General features: G+C 73.7%; 12 protein-coding genes. 2 read left to right on the top strand and 10 right to left on the bottom strand.

Annotated elements, in window-relative coordinates; all coding sequences use genetic code 11:
* Nucleotides 1-186 precede the first annotated feature (186 nt).
* The 6 genes from ACZ7IF_RS33550 to ACZ7IF_RS33525 form a co-directional block, all read right to left on the bottom strand.
* The gene (locus ACZ7IF_RS33550; RefSeq protein WP_470979431.1) at nucleotides 187-2,385 is read right to left on the bottom strand and encodes a putative bifunctional diguanylate cyclase/phosphodiesterase; all 2,199 of its coding nucleotides are present in this window, start codon (nucleotides 2,383-2,385) and stop codon (nucleotides 187-189) included.
* A gap of 383 nt (nucleotides 2,386-2,768) precedes the next feature.
* Nucleotides 2,769-4,979 (bottom strand): NAD-dependent DNA ligase LigA, encoded by a 2,211-nt coding sequence (ligA, locus tag ACZ7IF_RS33545; protein ID WP_470979428.1) that lies wholly within the window; start codon nucleotides 4,977-4,979, stop codon nucleotides 2,769-2,771.
* Nucleotides 4,980-5,010: 31 nt separating this feature from the next.
* Complete coding sequence (locus ACZ7IF_RS33540; protein WP_470979425.1) at nucleotides 5,011-5,994, bottom strand: methionine synthase; 984 nt, start codon at nucleotides 5,992-5,994, stop codon at nucleotides 5,011-5,013.
* Nucleotides 5,991-6,680: an SDR family oxidoreductase gene (locus ACZ7IF_RS33535; protein ID WP_470979421.1), complete on the bottom strand. Its 690-nt coding sequence runs from the start codon at nucleotides 6,678-6,680 to the stop codon at nucleotides 5,991-5,993. Before ACZ7IF_RS33535 ends, ACZ7IF_RS33540 begins: the two co-directional genes overlap by 4 nt.
* A 65-nt stretch (nucleotides 6,681-6,745) precedes the next feature.
* Nucleotides 6,746-7,090, bottom strand: a complete 345-nt coding sequence (locus tag ACZ7IF_RS33530; RefSeq protein ID WP_470979418.1) for a DUF1330 domain-containing protein — start codon at nucleotides 7,088-7,090, stop codon at nucleotides 6,746-6,748.
* 53 nt (nucleotides 7,091-7,143) lie between these two features.
* Nucleotides 7,144-8,190, bottom strand: a complete 1,047-nt coding sequence (locus tag ACZ7IF_RS33525) for a GlxA family transcriptional regulator (protein ID WP_470979415.1) — start codon at nucleotides 8,188-8,190, stop codon at nucleotides 7,144-7,146.
* 126 nt (nucleotides 8,191-8,316) lie between these two features.
* Here ACZ7IF_RS33525 and ACZ7IF_RS33520 point away from each other — a divergent pair, with 126 nt between their 5' ends.
* The gene (locus tag ACZ7IF_RS33520) at nucleotides 8,317-9,240 is read left to right on the top strand and encodes an NADP-dependent oxidoreductase (protein WP_470979412.1); all 924 of its coding nucleotides are present in this window, start codon (nucleotides 8,317-8,319) and stop codon (nucleotides 9,238-9,240) included.
* Nucleotides 9,241-9,245: 5 nt separating this feature from the next.
* Here the strand turns inward: ACZ7IF_RS33520 and mnmA are convergent, their stop codons facing one another.
* Nucleotides 9,246-10,388, bottom strand: a complete 1,143-nt coding sequence (gene mnmA / locus ACZ7IF_RS33515) for a tRNA 2-thiouridine(34) synthase MnmA (RefSeq protein ID WP_470979410.1) — start codon at nucleotides 10,386-10,388, stop codon at nucleotides 9,246-9,248.
* 68 nt (nucleotides 10,389-10,456) lie between these two features.
* Between mnmA and ACZ7IF_RS33510 the strand changes: the two genes are divergently transcribed.
* The gene (locus tag ACZ7IF_RS33510) at nucleotides 10,457-11,125 is read left to right on the top strand and encodes an N-acetylmuramoyl-L-alanine amidase (RefSeq protein ID WP_470979408.1); all 669 of its coding nucleotides are present in this window, start codon (nucleotides 10,457-10,459) and stop codon (nucleotides 11,123-11,125) included.
* On the opposite strand, the gene ACZ7IF_RS33505 is transcribed toward ACZ7IF_RS33510, so the two are convergent.
* The 3 genes from ACZ7IF_RS33505 to ACZ7IF_RS33495 all read right to left on the bottom strand — a co-directional run bounded on the left by ACZ7IF_RS33505 (nucleotide 11,118) and on the right by ACZ7IF_RS33495 (nucleotide 14,330).
* Nucleotides 11,118-12,281: a cysteine desulfurase family protein gene (locus tag ACZ7IF_RS33505; protein WP_470979405.1), complete on the bottom strand. Its 1,164-nt coding sequence runs from the start codon at nucleotides 12,279-12,281 to the stop codon at nucleotides 11,118-11,120. The two genes, ACZ7IF_RS33510 and ACZ7IF_RS33505, sit on opposite strands and share 8 nt — an antisense overlap.
* Nucleotides 12,282-12,751: 470 nt before the next feature.
* Nucleotides 12,752-13,615: a thioesterase family protein gene (locus ACZ7IF_RS33500; protein ID WP_470979403.1), complete on the bottom strand. Its 864-nt coding sequence runs from the start codon at nucleotides 13,613-13,615 to the stop codon at nucleotides 12,752-12,754.
* A gap of 58 nt (nucleotides 13,616-13,673) precedes the next feature.
* Nucleotides 13,674-14,330, bottom strand: coding sequence for a trimeric intracellular cation channel family protein (locus ACZ7IF_RS33495; RefSeq protein WP_470979400.1), 657 nt, complete (start codon nucleotides 14,328-14,330; stop codon nucleotides 13,674-13,676).
* Nucleotides 14,331-14,604: the final 274 nt, after the last annotated feature.

The following is a 14,604-nucleotide window of genomic DNA, read 5'->3' as shown; positions in this document are numbered from 1 at the left end:
TGGGCGTAGCCCCAATCCTAGAGGTCGCCGTTGCCCCGCATCGCACCAGTTATTCATCCCCGCGTCCGCGGGGACCGCGGCCGACCGGCGAACCGGTCGGGCTCATCGCCGGGATCAGCCCCGCGCGCGGCGGGGACCGTGGCGCTCGGCGTACGCGGAATCACCCTGCGCGACGCGCCGAAGGGGTCACTGGGCCGGAGTTTCCGCGGCGGCCGCGGCGGCGAGCTCCGCGGTGATGTCCGCCGGGCGGCGCCAGCCGCGCTCGCCGCGGGCCAGCAGCCAGGCGGTGGCCTCCTGCGGCGGCATGGCGGCGGCGACCAGCCACCCCTGGACCGCGTCGCAGCCCAGGTCCCGCAGGCGCTCCCAGGTCTCGTCGTCCTCGACGCCTTCGGCGACCACCAGCAGGCCCAGGGAGTGGGCCAGGTCGACCGTGCAGCGGACGATCTCCGCGTCCTGGGCGTCCACCGCGAGGCGGGCGACGAACGAGCGGTCGATCTTCAGCTCGCTCACCGGCAGCCGGCGCAGGTGCACCAGCGAGGAGTAGCCGGTGCCGAAGTCGTCGAGGGACATCTTGACGCCGTGGCCGGTCAGCCCGGCCATGGTGTCGGCCGCCCGCTGCGGGTCCTCCAGCAGGACGTGTTCCGTTATCTCCAGCTGGAGGCCGCTCGCCGGGACCCCGTGCCGGGCCAGCCGGGCGGCGACGGCTCCCGCGAAGCCGGGGGTGTGGACGTCGCGCGGCGAGACGTTGACGGCGACCGGGACCTTCAGGCCCTGCGCCCGCCACCGGGCGACCTGGGCGAGGGCCGTCTCCAGGACGTACTCCGTCAGGTGCGGCATCAGCCCGGAGGTCTCGGCGATCGCGATGAACTCGTCCGGGGAGACCCGCCCCCGCTCGGGGTGCACCCAGCGGACCAGCGCTTCCAGGCCGGCCACCTGTCCGTCGAAGCGGACCTTCGGCTGGTAGTGGAGTTCCACCTCGCCGGCGTCGAGGGCCCGGCGGAGGTCGCCGAGGAGGCCGAGCCGGTCGGGGGTGTTGCTGTCGCGCTTGGACTCGTAGACCTCTACGCCCGTCCGGTCCCGCTTGGCCTGGTACATGGCCACGTCGGCGCGGCGCAGCAGGCCTTCCGCGTCCAGCGCGTGGTCGGGGAAGACGGCGAGGCCGGCGCTGGCCTCCAGGACGAGGGTGAGGCCGTCGAGGTCCAGCGGGGAGCTGAGCTCGGCCACCAGGCTGCGGGCGACGCGCTGGGCGCTGGTGGTGGAGTCGGTGGTGGGCAGGAGCACGGCGAACTCGTCGCCGCCGAGCCGGGCCGCCTCCGCGTCGGCCGGGAGCGCCTGGCGCAGCCGCTCGGCGATCTGGAGCAGCAGCCGGTCCCCCGCGAGGTGGCCGAGGGTGTCGTTGACGGCGCGGAAGCGGTCCAGGTCGATCAGCACGAGGGCCGACCGGGTGCCCTGGCGTTCGGCCTCGTCCAGTGCGGACCAGGCCCGCTCCAGCAGCCACTGCCGGTTCGGCAGCCCGGTCAGCGGGTCGCGCAGCTGTTCCTCGGCGCGGGCCCGGGCGATCCACAGGGTGGAGTCGAGGGCGATGAGCGGTACGGCGAACAGCGGCAGCAGCACCGGCTGGGTGCTGGCGACCACGCAGATCAGCGGGGCGATGCCGAGCAGGGCCGCGGCGACCAGGGCTTGGCGCAGGATGGTCGCGCGGGCCACGGTGGGCAGCCCGCCGCCGCGCGGAGTGAGCGCGAACCACAGCAGGATCCGGGTGACCAGCAGGTAGGAGAGGGCGACGAGGACCACTTCGGGGGCGGCCGCGAGGTCCCAGTCCATGGGCAGCCACGGCCCCTCGACGCTCGGCGCGTCGCCGAAGGCCGCCAGTACGAGGGCCCCCGCGCCGATGCCGAGGATGTCGACGGAGCCGTGCAGCAGGCCCTGGCGCCAGCGCTGCCGGCGCGCGGCCCCGACGAGGGAGACCACCGCCAGGGAGACGAGACCGGCGGGGATCCAGCCGTAGAGGATCAGGACGCCGAGGGTGAGCGCCGCACCGGATCCGGTGCCGCCCCACCAGCGGTCGCGGCCCAGGGCGACGAGGTGGCCGACGATGATGCCGGTGAGCAGGGCGAGCCCCCACCCCACGGGGCCGCCGGGGAAGAGCGCCTGACGGTTGGTCAGTGCGGAGGCGATGCCGGCGGCGAGCACCACGGCGGCGAAGCCGACGAGGGCGAGGGGCAGCACGGTGCGCCGCCGCTCCTGTCCCGGTCCGCCCGCTCGGGTGTCGGGGGCGCGGGTCTCCGGTGTCCTGGCACCCAGGACACCGAGCCGGCCCGCCCGCAAGGGCGGGATCTCCCCGCCGAATTCAGGTGACGGGTCGGCGCTTTCGGTGGGTTTCATGCCCGTCCCTCTCACAGCCGGCGATGCCGATGTCACGCGATGGCCCCGATGTCATGCCATCACGGCTGAAAGCGCATCAGGCAGCCGCGCACGACAGGCGCACCCCACAACAGTAGGACGCGAGAGGCTCCCAGGGGCAGCGGTCGGCGGTGGTTGCCCGAATGCGGCCCAGCCATCCTCATCAGTACGGTATCCGCCGAACGGGTGAGTTTGGACCAGGACCCCCCCGTCACCCGTCCGATGATCCGACAGCTCATCGCCCCTCGGCCAGCCGTGTACCGGCCGTTTACCACCGGGAACCGCGCCGGGCGTGCGCCCGCCCGTACGGCCGGGCGCCATGCATCCGTTCGCCCGCGCCGCCCCCTGGACGACTCCCGTGTGGGTTACTGCCCGTCCTCGGCTCCGGCGCCGCCCTCCAGCGGGAGCGCGGCCTCGCGCGCGGCTTCGGGTCCCTGTTCGAGGAGCACCTCGAAGCCGGCGTCGTCGAGGATCGAGAGCTTGAGCTGTACGGCCTTGTCGTACTTCGAGCCGGGGTTGTCGCCGACGACGACGAAGGAGGTCTTCTTCGACACCGACCCGGTGACCTTGGCCCCGCGGCTCTGCAGGGCCTCCTTGGCCCCGTCCCGGGTGTGGTTCCGGAGGGTGCCGGTGACGACCACGGTCAGGCCCTCCAGCGGGCGCGGACCCTCCTCCTCGGCGGAACCTTCCTCCTCCATCCGTACGCCGGCCGCCCGCCACTTGCGCAGGATCTCCTGGTGCCAGTCGACGGCGAACCACTCCTTGAGGGAGGCGGCGATGATCGCCCCGACTCCCTCGGTGGCCGTCAGCTCCTCCTCGGTGGCCTGTTCGATGCGCTCGATCGAGCGGAACTCGCGGGCGAGTGCCTCGGCGGCGACGGGGCCGACGTGGCGGATCGACAGGCCGTTGATGATCCGGGCCAGCGGGCGGTCCTTGGCGGCCGCGATGTTCTCCAGCATGGCCAGGGCGTTCTTCTTCGGCTCGCCCTTCTGGTTGGCGAAGACCGTGACGATCTTCTCCTCGCCGGTCTTCGGGTCCCGCTTGGGCAGTCCGCTGTCCGGGTCCCGGACGTACGCCTTGATGGGGAGGATGTCCTCGATGGTGAGGTCGAAGAGGTCGCCCTCGTCCAGCAGCGGCGGCTGCGCCGGCTCCAGCGGTCCGGTGAGGGCGGCGGCCGCGACGATGCCGAAGTTCTCGATGTCCAGGGACTGCCGGCCGGCGAGGTAGTAGATCCGCTCCCGCAGCTGCGCGGGGCACGTCTGGCCGTTGGGGCACCGGACGTCGATGTCCCCCTCCTTCATCGGGCGCAGCTCCGTCCCGCACTCGGGGCAGAGGGCCGGCATGACGAACTCGCGCTCGCTGCCGTCCCGCAGGTCCACCACGGGGCCGAGGATCTCGGGGATGACGTCGCCCGCCTTGCGCAGGACGACGGTGTCCCCGATGAGGACGCCCTTGGCCTTGACGACCTCCTGGTTGTGCAGGGTCGCGAACTCGACCTCGGAGCCGGCCACCGTCACCGGCTCCACCTGGGCGTACGGGGTCACGCGCCCGGTGCGCCCGACGCCGACCTTGATGTCGACGAGCTTGGTGTTGACCTCTTCGGGGGCGTACTTCCAGGCGATGGCCCAGCGGGGGGCGCGGGCGGTGGAGCCGAGGCGGCCCTGGAGGGCGACCTCGTCGAGCTTGACGACGACGCCGTCGATCTCGTGCTCCACGGAGTGCCGGTTCTCGCCGAAGTGGGCGATGAACTCGCGGACCTCGGCCAGGGAGGAGACGACCTTGTTGTGCTGGGCGGTGGGCAGGCCCCATTCGCGCAGCAGCTCGTACGCCTGCGACTGGCGCTCGATCTCGAAGCCGTCGCGGGCGCCGATGCCGTGCACCACCATGTGCAGCGGGCGGGTCGCGGTGACCTTGGGGTCCTTCTGGCGCAGCGAACCGGCCGCCGCGTTGCGCGGGTTGGCGAAGGGCTTACCCTCGGCCTCGACGAGCCGGGCGTTGAGCTCCTCGAACTTCTCCATCGGGAAGTACACCTCGCCGCGGATCTCGACGAGGGCCGGGACCCGGTCGCCCCTCAGGCGGTCCGGGATCTCGGCGATGGTGCGGACGTTGGGCGTGATGTCCTCGCCGGTGCGGCCGTCGCCGCGGGTGGCGGCGCGGGTGAGGCGGCCGTTCTCGTAGGTGAGGTTGACGGCGAGGCCGTCCACCTTGAGCTCGCACAGGTAGTGGTAGTCCGGGGTGTTCACGTCCCGGGCCACCCGGTCGGCCCAGGCGGACAGTTCCTCGTCGTCGAAGGCGTTGTCGAGGGAGAGCATCCGCTCGCGGTGCTCGACGGAGGCGAAGTCCGTCTCGTACGCCCCGGCCACCTTCTGGGTGGGCGAGTCGGGCGTGCGCAGCTCGGGGTACTGCTCCTCCAGGGCCTCCAGCGAGCGCAGCAGCTGGTCGAACTCGGCGTCGCTGACGACCGGCTGGTCGTTCACGTAGTACCGGAAGCGGTGCTCCTCGACCTGCTCGGCGAGCAGCTGGTGCTGCTCGCGCGCCGCCGTCGGTACTGCCGTGTCCTGCTGTTCGGCTGCCATGCCGGTTCCTCCCGTGGCCCGTCCTCGACCGTCACTCAGGGTTGTCGGCGAGCGACCTCGCCGCCCTGACGCAATGGGCCTGAACCGCGCGGGCGTACGCGGGCGAGGCGCCCGCCAGACCGCACGACGGGGTGACCACGACGGACTCGGCGAGAGTCCCCGGGGCCAGTCCCAGCCTGCGCCAGAGCTTCCTGACACCCATGACGCTACCGCCCGGGTCTGACAACGGGGCATCGGTGCCCGGCACCACTCCGGCGAAGAGTTTCAGGCCGCCTTCGACGGCTTCACCGATGGCGTCGTCCTCGCGCTCGGTGAGCAGGGAGAAATCGAACGACACGCCCGTGGCGCCGGCCCGGCGCAGCAGTGCGAAGGGGACCTCGGGCGCGCAGGAGTGCACGACGACCTCCCCGTCGTGGACGGCGAAGAGGTCGCGCAGGGTGCTCTCGACCACCTGCCGGTCGACGGCCCGGTAGGTCCGGTAGCCGCTGGCGGAGCGCACCCGGCCGAGCAGGACGGCGGTGAGCGACGGCTCGTCGTACTGGAGCACGATCTCGGCGCCGGGAATGCGCTTGCGTACGTCGGCCAGGTGGTCGCGCAGGCCCTCGGCGAGGGATCCGGCCAGGTCGCGGCAGGCTCCGGTGTCCTGGAGGACGGCTTCGCCGCCGTGCAGTTCGAGCGCGGCGGCCAGCGTCCACGGGCCGACCGCCTGGACCTTCAGCCTGCCGGTGTAGCCCTGGGTGAACTCCTCCAGCGCGTCGAGGTCCTCGCCCAGCCAGGAGCGGGCGCGGCGGGTGTCGCGGCCGGGGCGGTCGCTGATCCGCCAGCCGCTCGGCTCGACGTGGGCGTACATGTCGACGAGGAGCCCCAGGGAGCGGCCGATCATGTCCGCGCCGGGCCCGCGGGCGGGCAGCTCGGGCAGGTACGGGAACTCCTCGAAGGAGCCGGTGACGGTCTTGGCGGCCTCCCGGGCGTCGCCGCCGGGCAGCGAGCCGACGCCGGTGGCACTCGCGGTCATCGGCCGGGCCTGACGGACAGGTCGTTGACCTCGGCGTCGCGCGGCAGGTCGACGGCCATGACGATGGTCGTCGCCACGGACTCGGGGTCGATCCAGCGCTCGGGGTCGTACTCCTTGCCCTCCTGGGAGTGCACCTTGGCCTGCATGGGGCTGGCGGTGCGGCCGGGGTAGACGGAGGTGACGCGGATGCCGTTGGCCTTCTCCTCGGCGCGCAGGGAGTCGGCGAGGGCCTTCAGCCCGTGCTTGGAGGCGGCGTACGCGCTCCAGTCGGCGTGGGCGGTGAGGCCGGCGCCGGAGTTCACGAAGACGATGGTGGCCTTGGAGGCGCGCAGGGTGGGCAGCAGCAGCCGGGTGACCTCGGCGGGGGCGATCAGGTTGACGTTGAGCTGCTGGTGCCAGGTCTTGGGGCGGAGCTCCCCCACCGGTCCGAGGTCGACGATCCCGGCGATGTGCAGGAGGGAGTCGATGCGCTCGGGGATCGCCTGCTTGGAGAAGGCCCAGGAGAGCCGGTCGGGGTCGGACAGGTCGCCCACGAGGACCCGGGCGCCGGCGTAGCGTTCCATGAGCTGCCGGGCGCGGGCGGCGTCGCGGGCGAGCAGGACGAGGTCGTCGCCGCGGGCGTGCAGGCGGGCGGCGACGGCGGCGCCGATGCCGGAACCGGCACCGGTGATCAGGTGAGTAGGCATACCGCCATGCTCGCATCCGCCCGGGCCCCGCCGCCGCATCGGTCCGCGGCTCCGGCCCGACGGGGTCAGAGTCCGGCGGCTTCGCGGAGGGCGCCGGCCCGCCCGGTGGCGTCGTAGTCGGCGGGGACGCCCTCGACCAGGAAGGCGGTGCCGGGGATGTGGCCGGTGCGCAGCGGGAGGATGGCCTGGTACGCGTCGGAGGCGTACCAGGCGCGGGCCCGCTCGATGTCGGGGAAGCCAATGATGACGACGGTGCCGGGGAAGGGGCCTTCGAGGACCTCGACCTCCTTGCCGTGGACGAGGAAGCGGCCGCCGAAGGGGTCCATGGTCGCCTGGATCTCCTCGATGTAGCGCAGGACGTCCTCGTTGACCGTCGGCCGGTGCAGGTGGGCGATGGCGTACGCGGTCATGTGGGCCTCCCCTGTGGGTGGGCCGGGCGGTCCCGGCCGTTGCCCCGATGCTGTCAGCGGGCGTCGGCGGTGGCGATTACCTCCGGGGTCATGGTGTGGGGGCCGAAGGTGCGCCGGTAGGCCATCGGGGAGACCCCGAAGGCGGTCCGCATGTGCTGGCGCAGGGAGTTCGCGGAGCCGAAGCCGGAGCGGTGCGCGACCAGGTCGACGGGCAGGTCGCTGGACTCCAGCAGCTGGCGGGCGATCTCCAGGCGCTGCCCGGTGAGCCACTGGACGGGGGTCATGCCGACCTCGTCGCGGAACCGGCGGGTGAAGGTGCGCAGGCTCATCCGCGCGTGGGCGGCGAGCTCGGTGAGGGTGATCGGTTCGGCGAGCCGGTCCAGGGCCCAGGCGCGGGTGGCCGTGGTGGTCGCGACCGTGGGGGCGGGGACGGGGCGGTCGATGTACTGGGCCTGCCCCCCGTCGCGCCAGGGCGGTACGACGCACATCCGGGCGGCCCGGTTGGCCACGGTGGTCCCGTGGTCGCGGCGGATCATGTGCAGGCACAGGTCGACCCCGGCGGCGACGCCGGCGGAGGTCAGGACGTCGCCGTCGTCGACGAACAGCACCTCCTCGTCGACCTGGACGCGGGGGTAGGCCCGGCGGAACTCGGGGGCCAGGTTCCAGTGGGTGGTGGCGGGCCGGCCGTCGAGGAGCCCTGCCGCCGCGAGCACGTAGGAGCCGGTGCAGATGGAGACGAGCCGGGTGCCGGGGCGGATCCCGGCGATGGCCGCGGTGACCTCGGGCGGCAGGGGCCCGCCCCGGGCCAGCTCGGGCATGGCGTGGGTGGGCGGGAGGATCACGGTGTCGGCGGCGGCGAGGGCCTCGGGTCCGGCGGCGGGCTGCACGGTGAACCCGGCGTCACTGAGGACGGGGCCGCCGTCGGCGGTGCAGACGGTGACCTCGTACAGGGGCTGTCCGGCCTCGTCCGTGGCGCTGCCGAAGACCCGGGAGGGAATGCCCAGCTCGAAGGGGGGCACACCGGGCAGGGCGAGAACCGCGACCCGGTGCGGGCGTCGGCCGCTCGCGGCTCCTTCTGTCGTTTTCCGTGTGCTGCCCATGGCCGGATCCTGTCACACCCTGGCCATCCGGCCAATACCACGCGGCCCCGTGATGCCCGAGTGTGGGACGTGTCGCCGGGGAGGACCCGGTACCGGATGAAATCCCATGGAATGAGGAAGACAGAAATGCGCGCGATCGTCGTGAACGGATGGGGCGGCCCCGAGACCCTGGTCGAGCGGGAGATCGAGCGGCCGGAACCGGGCCTGAACGAGATCCTGGTACGCGTCCGCGCGGCCGGCGTGAACCCCGTCGACTGGAAGACCCGGGCCAGCGGCGGCCTGATCGCCTGGGGCGAGGTCCCGATCGTGGGCTGGGACGTCTCCGGCACCGTCGAGGCGGTCGGCCCGGGCGTGACCCTCTTCGCCCCCGGCGACGAGGTGTACGGGATGCCGGGCTTCCCGCGGCAGGCGGGCGGCTACGCCGAGTACGTGGCGGGTCCGGCGCGGCACTTCGCCCGCAAGCCCGCCTCCCTCGACCACGTGCAGGCGGCCGCACTGCCGCTGGCGGCGCTGACCGCCTGGCAGGCGCTGGTGGACACGGCCGGTGTCGCCCCCGGGCAGCGGGTGCTGATCCACGCGGCGGCGGGCGGCGTGGGCCACCTCGCGGTGCAGATCGCCAAGGCGCGCGGCGCGTACGTCATCGGCACGGCGAGCGAGGCCAAGCACGGCCTGCTGCGCGAGCTGGGGGCCGACGAGCTGATCGACTACCGGTCGGCCGACTTCACCGAGGCGGTGTCGGACGTGGACGTGGTGATCGACTCCCTCGGCGGGGAAGAGGGCCGGCGCTCGCTGAAGGTCCTCAAGCCCGGCGGGCACCTGGTGACCCTGCCCTCCCCGGACGACGTGCCGGCGGACGCGGAGGGCGTCCGCACCGGCTGGACGCTGGTCGAGCCCGACTTCCGGGGCCTGTCGGAGATCGCGGCCCTGGTGGAGGAGGGCAGGCTGCGCCCCGTCATCGACACGGTCCTGCCGCTGGAGGAGGCCGCGAAGGCCCACGAGATCGGCGAGCGGGGCCGCACCACCGGCAAGATCGTCCTGACGGTCGCCTAGACGGCCTACGCCGTGGCGGTGGCGGCCGCGGCCCGGGTGGTGGTGGCGATGGTGGCGGAGCCGACCACGCGGGTGTCGTCGTAGAGGACGATCGCCTGGCCGGGGGCCACGCCGCGGACCGGCTCGGTGAAGGTGACGCGCAGCTCGCCGTCCACGACCTCGGCGAAGACCTCGGTCTCGCCGCCGTGGGCGCGCAGCTGCGCGGTGTAGGTGCCCGGGGCGGCGGGCGTGGAGCCGCACCAGCGGGGGCGGATCGCGGTGAGGCCGGTCACGTCGAGGGCCTCGACCGGGCCGACGGTGACGGTGTTGTTCACCGGGGAGATGTCGAGGACGTAGCGGGGCTTGCCGTCGGGGGCGGGGTGGCCGATGCGCAGGCCCTTGCGCTGGCCGATGGTGAAGCCGTAGGCGCCCTCGTGGGTGCCGACCTTCTCGCCGGTGGCCCCGTCGACGATGTCGCCCTCGGCCTTGCCGAGGCGCTGGGCGAGGAAGCCCTGGGTGTCGCCGTCGGCGATGAAGCAGATGTCGTGACTGTCGGGCTTCTTCGCGACGGCCAGGCCACGGCGCTCGGCCTCGGCGCGGATCTCGTCCTTGGTGGTGATCGTGTCGCCGAGCGGGAAGAGGGCGTGGGCCAGCTGCTTCTCGTCGAGGACGCCGAGGACGTACGACTGGTCCTTGGCCATGTCGGAGGCGCGGTGCAGCTCGCGGGAGCCGTCGGCGTTCTCGACGATGGTGGCGTAGTGGCCGGTGCAGACGGCGTCGAAGCCGAGGGCGAGGGCCTTGTCGAGCAGCGCCGCGAACTTGATCTTCTCGTTGCAGCGCAGGCAGGGGTTCGGGGTGCGCCCGGCCTCGTACTCGGCGATGAAGTCCTCGACGACGTCCTCGCGGAAGCGCTCGGCGAGGTCCCAGCAGTAGAAGGGGATCCCGATGACGTCGGCCGCGCGGCGGGCGTCGCGGGAGTCCTCGATGGTGCAGCAGCCGCGGGCGCCGGTCCGGAAGGACTGCGGGTTCGCGGAGAGCGCCAGGTGGACCCCGGTGACGTCGTGCCCGGCTTCGACGGCGCGGGCGGCGGCGACGGCGGAGTCCACACCGCCGGACATGGCGGCCAGGACGCGGAGGGGGCGGGCGGTGCGCGGCAGGTTCTCAGTCATAGCACCGTCCAGGGTACGGGGAACCGGGCGGGGTCACAGCGCGTTATCGGCTGTGGGGGGTGGATCACATGACCGAACAGGTGGAGAAGGGCCCGCGCCGGACCCGGCGGGCGGTGCTCCTGGGCGGGCTGGGGGTCCTCGCGGCGGCGGGGTTCGCGGCCCGGGACGAGATCGGGCGGACCTGGTGGCTGCTGCCGGGGGTGTCCAAGCCGCGCAAGGAGGGCGAGCTCGACTACGCGGGCGCGAGCTGGACGGCGGCCTCGCCGGCGAACTGGCGGCTCGCGGACCGGCCCGACGACTACCGGGTGGACCGGATCGTCGTCCATGTCACGCAGGGCGGCTTCGAGTCCTCGGTCGACGCCTTCAAGAACCCTTGGCACAAGGCGTCGGCGCACTACATAGTGCGCCAGGACGGCCATGTGGAGCAGATGGTGCGCGAGCTGGACGTGGCCTTCCACGCGGCGAACCGGGACATGAACGAGCGCAGCGTCGGCATCGAGCACGTGGGCTTCGTCGACCGCCCGCGGGACTTCACGGACGCCATGTACGCGGCCTCGGCCCGGCTGGCCGCCGACGTCTGCCGGAGGTACGGCATACCGGCGGACCGGAGGCACATCCTGGGCCACGACGAGGTCCCGGGCGCCGACCACACGGACCCCGGCCCGCACTGGGACTGGGACCGCTACATCCGCATGGTCGGGCAGGAGCTCGGGGCCGGGGCCGCTGCCGCTAACTGAGACCGGCGGTACGGGCGCGCTCCACGGCGGGGCCGATCGCGGCGGCGACCGCGGCGACGTCCTCCTTCGTGGAGGTGTGGCCCAGGGAGAACCGCAGGGTGCCGCGGGCCAGCCGCGGGTCCGTGCCGGCCGCCAGCAGGACGTGGCTGGGCTGGGCGACTCCCGCGGTGCAGGCGGAGCCGGTGGAGCACTCGATGCCCTGTGCGTCCAGCAGCAGCAGGAGGGAGTCGCCCTCGCAGCCGGGGAAGCTGAAGTGGGCGTTGGCCGGAAGCCGGTCCTCCGGGTCACCGCCGAGGACGGCGTCGGGGACGGCGGCCAGCACGGCGGCGATCAGCTCGTCGCGCAGGGCGCCGACCTCGGCCGCGAACCGCTCGCGCCGCTCGGCGGCGAGTACGGCCGCCACCGCGAAGGCGGCGATGGCCGGCACGTCGAGGGTGCCGGAGCGGACGTGCCGCTCCTGGCCGCCGCCGTGCAGGACCGGGACGGGTGTCTGGTCGCGGCCGAGCAGCAGGGCGCCGATGCCGTAGGGGCCGCCGACCTTGTGGCCGCTGACGGTCATGGCGGCGAGGCCGCTGTCGCCGAAGCGGACGTCGAGCTGCCCGAAGGCCTGGACGGCGTCGGAGTGCAGGGGTACGGCGAACTCCCGCGCGACGGCGGCCAGTTCCCGGACCGGCATGACGGTGCCGATCTCGTTGTTGGCCCACATCACGGTGGCGAGGGCGATGTCGTCGGGGTTGCGCTCGACGGCCGCCCGGAAGTCCTCGGGGTGCACACGGCCGTAACGGTCGACGGGCAGGTACTCGACCTCGGCCCCTTCGTGCTCGGCGAGCCAGTGCACGGCGTCGAGGACGGCGTGGTGCTCGACGGGGCTGGCGAGGACCCGCCTGCGGGCCGGGTCGGCGTCGCGGCGGGCCCAGTAGAGGCCCTTGACGGCGAGGTTGTCGGCCTCGGTGCCGCCGGCGGTGAAGACCACCTCGCTCGGACGCGCGCCGAGCGCTTCGGCGAGGGACTCGCGGGCCTCCTCGACGGTACGGCGGGCCCGGCGGCCGGCGGCGTGCAGGGAGGACGCGTTACCGGTGGCGGCGAACTGTGCGGTCATCGCCGCAGCGGCTTCCGGGAGCATCGGCGTGGTCGCGGCGTGGTCGAGGTAGGCCATGATTTTTTGATTCTACGAGCCCGCCGCCCCGCCGGGTCCCGTCCGGGGGTGCTTGGTCCGACCACGGGGCGGCACCGCCGCGGCTGCCGCTGCCCGGAGCCGGGGTGCGGAGCCCGGGTGCCGCTGCCCGAGGCCGGGGTGCGGAGCCCGGGTGCCGCCGCGCGGGGCTGGTCCCCTACCCGCCCTTCCACCGTTCCCCGGGCTGCGCCCGGACCCCTCCTGGGGGCTCCGCCCCCAGACCCTCCCCCAGCGGTAGCTGGGGGAGCTGGATCTTCCAGCCCCGCCGGCGTTTGAGGCGAGAACGGGTGAAGGGCGGGGAGGGGCCAGCCCCGCGCAGCGGCACACCACCCGCACCCGACCCACCGGCCCCAGCCCGCCAAGTGACCCCGCCCCGGCCCCGCCGGACGGAGTCCGGCGCAGCGGCGCGAAGCCGTTAAGGCGCCCCGGCGCCGAGCCGCGCGAGCGGCGCGTCAGGAGGGGCGCGGGGCGCGGGCCAGCTGGCGGGACTGGGCCACCAGGCGGTCCGCGGAGTCCCAGACCTCGGCGTCCTCCTCCAGGAAGCCCCCGGCCAGGTTGCGCGTGACGATGCCCACCCGCAGCGGGCCCGGGGCCGGGCGGCACCGGATGTGGGTGGTGAGCTCCACGGTCGGGGCCCAGCCCAGCAGGCCGAGGTCGAAGGCGGTCGGCGGCAGCGCGTCCACCGCGAGCAGCAGCGACAGCGGATCGGCGTCGCGGCCGTCGGCCAGCTCGAACCAGGCCCGCATCTCGCCCTTCCCCGACGGCGCCCCGACCGCCCAGCCCGCCGTGGCCGGGTCCAGCCGCAGCCGGAGCCGGAGCCGGTCCACGATGGCGCTGCTCCCGGGGATGGGGGCCGGGCCGGCCTCGGGGCCGAGGCAGTCCTCGTACGCCGGGATGACCGGCGGACGCGCCACCGTGTGCACGGCGTCCGGGAGGGCGGCGAGGTCCCCGTACGAGGCGAGGACGCGGATGCGCTCGATCTCGGCGCCGTTCTCGTCGTACTGGAACAGCGAGGCCTGGCCCGTGGAGAGGGTGCGGCCGACGCGGACCACCTCGGTGCGGATCACGGCGGGGCCGGGCACGGAGGAGGTCAGGTAGTGGGCGGACACGGTGAAGGGGTCCGGGTGCGGCAGGGCCGACGCGAGGGCCCGGCCGACCAGGGCCAGCAGATAGCCGCCGTTGACGGCGGTGATGATCGTCCAGCCGGCGGACAGCTCCGCGTCGTACACCCCGGGCTCGCCCGCGCGGGCGGTGACGGAGGTGTCGCGGTCGAATTCGCTGTCGCCGATGGAGGCCTGGGCCGCTGCGTAAGACATGCCGACGACGGTACACCGGCAAGCTACTAAGCGGTAGCTTTTCATTGCGGGGGTGGACCTACAGCTCTTCGGCCACCGAGGAGCGGCGGTTCCAGGCCAGCGGGGCCCGCCAGTGGTAGCGCATCGCGAGCAGGCGCAGCACGAAGGTGGTGACGATGGCGATGCCGGTCGTCACGGGGTTGAGGACCTCGAAACCGATGAACACGGCCACCATCGCGGCGCCGACGACGGCCGGTACGGCGTACATCTCGCGGTCGCGCAGCAGCGAGGGGACCTCGTTGGCGAGGACGTCGCGCAGCACGCCGCCGCCGACGGCCGTGGCCAGGCCCAGCGCGGCGGAGGCGGTCAGGCCGAGACCGTACTCGTAGGCCTTGGTCGTGCCCGTCACGCAGAACAGCCCGAGGCCGGCGGCGTCGAAGACGTTGATGGCGCGGTTGATGCGCTGGACCTCGGGGTGGAGGAAGAAGACGATCGCGGCGGCGATCAGCGGGGTGACGAAGAAGCTGAGCTCGCCGAAGGCCGCGGGCGGGACGGCGCCGATGCAGAGGTCCCGCAGGAGGCCGCCGCCGAGGGCGGTGACGAGGGCGAGGACGCAGATGCCGAAGACGTCGAAGTTCTTGCGGACCGCGAGGAGGGCGCCGGCGGTGGCGAAGACGAAGATGCCCGCGAGGTCCAGGGCGTGCTGGATGCCGGGCGGGAAGAGATCGTGGAGCACCCCGCTATTGTCGCCCGGCGCCGGGGTGGCGGTGTCCCGCCGGTGCGCTGCCGCGCGGGGGGCGTGGTGCCGCTGTGCGGGGCGAGGTCCCGGGCTGCGCCCGGACCCCTCCTGGGGGCTCCGCCCCCCGGACCCTCCCCCAGCGACCGCTGGGGGTACCCCCAGCGCCTCAAACGCCGGGGGGGGTGGGAAAACAGGCGAGCCGGGGGTTTGGGTGTGGGGGCGGTAGCGCTGTGTCTGTAGCCGCGCCAGGCGATGAGGGGGGAGAAAGGTT

This window comes from Streptomyces sp. NPDC037421 (assembly GCF_055602105.1).
The sequence above is the reverse complement of the archived record's forward strand: the minus strand, read 5'-3'. Positions and strand labels throughout refer to the sequence as shown.

Bases quoted from the DNA above. Each gene is read 5' to 3' on its own strand.
- ACZ7IF_RS33540 (WP_470979425.1), bottom strand. From the start codon at position 5,994: ATGACCGCGAGTGCCACCGGCGTCGGCTCGCTGCCCGGCGGCGACGCC.
- mnmA (WP_470979410.1), bottom strand. From the start codon at position 10,388: ATGACTGAGAACCTGCCGCGCACCGCCCGCCCCCTCCGCGTCCTGGCC.
- ACZ7IF_RS33510 (WP_470979408.1), top strand. From the start codon at position 10,457: ATGACCGAACAGGTGGAGAAGGGCCCGCGCCGGACCCGGCGGGCGGTG.
- ACZ7IF_RS33505 (WP_470979405.1), bottom strand. From the start codon at position 12,281: ATGGCCTACCTCGACCACGCCGCGACCACGCCGATGCTCCCGGAAGCC.
- ACZ7IF_RS33520 (WP_470979412.1), top strand. From the start codon at position 8,317: ATGCGCGCGATCGTCGTGAACGGATGGGGCGGCCCCGAGACCCTGGTC.
- ACZ7IF_RS33550 (WP_470979431.1), bottom strand. From the start codon at position 2,385: ATGAAACCCACCGAAAGCGCCGACCCGTCACCTGAATTCGGCGGGGAG.
- ligA (WP_470979428.1), bottom strand. From the start codon at position 4,979: ATGGCAGCCGAACAGCAGGACACGGCAGTACCGACGGCGGCGCGCGAG.
- ACZ7IF_RS33530 (WP_470979418.1), bottom strand. From the start codon at position 7,090: ATGACCGCGTACGCCATCGCCCACCTGCACCGGCCGACGGTCAACGAG.
- ACZ7IF_RS33535 (WP_470979421.1), bottom strand. From the start codon at position 6,680: ATGCCTACTCACCTGATCACCGGTGCCGGTTCCGGCATCGGCGCCGCC.
- ACZ7IF_RS33525 (WP_470979415.1), bottom strand. From the start codon at position 8,190: ATGGGCAGCACACGGAAAACGACAGAAGGAGCCGCGAGCGGCCGACGC.
- ACZ7IF_RS33500 (WP_470979403.1), bottom strand. From the start codon at position 13,615: ATGTCTTACGCAGCGGCCCAGGCCTCCATCGGCGACAGCGAATTCGAC.